The sequence below is a fragment of the Psychrobacter sp. 1U2 genome, assembly GCF_051847575.1.
Genome location: NZ_JBPYDC010001424.1, coordinates 1 through 604 on the forward strand (window position 1 = coordinate 1; position 604 = coordinate 604).

Below are 604 nucleotides of genomic sequence, written 5' to 3' on the forward strand. Positions count from 1 at the left end.
TTAGCTATGAAGGCTATGGTGTGGGCGGTGTCGCTGTATTGGTCGAGACGATGACTGACAATGTCAATCGTACCGTCAGTGAAGTACGTCATGCCTTTACCAAATTCGATGGTAATTTGGGTACTTCAGGTTCAGTTGCTTATTTATTTACTAAGCGCGGTGAAATCACTTTTGATGACGTAAGCTTAGAAGATGAAGTCATGCTCACTGCACTAGATGCAGGCGCTCTTGATATTGAAAATGACGGAACATCACTACTCGTTATTACCGATGTAGACAATTTCGGCCAAGTCAAAGATGCCCTTAATGCAGCTGGATTGGTCTCTGACAATGCTGAGGTGACCATGTCGCCATCCACCATTGCTGAAATAGACAATGTCGATGATGCCGAAAAAGTCATGAAAATGATTGATATGTTAGAAGATATAGATGATGTACAAGAGGTTTATAGCAACGTAAACTTCTCTGCTGATGTCATGGCTCAGCTAGAGCAATAGTTTTTATTCGTCATCTAAACCTACCTTTAGGACGGCATATCTAACACAAAGAAGCCAAACGTTGTAGAACGTTTGGCTTCTTTGCATTTAGCCACCTTCTATCATGA

1 protein-coding gene is annotated in these 604 nt (G+C 41.7%); it reads left to right on the forward strand.

Translation table 11 applies throughout. The annotated features are described in order from the left end of the window. Positions 1-497 (forward strand): YebC/PmpR family DNA-binding transcriptional regulator (locus ACS8FD_RS22445; RefSeq protein ID WP_439277487.1); only part of this gene is annotated, 497 nt, incomplete at its 5' end. Positions 498-604 lie beyond the last annotated feature (107 nt).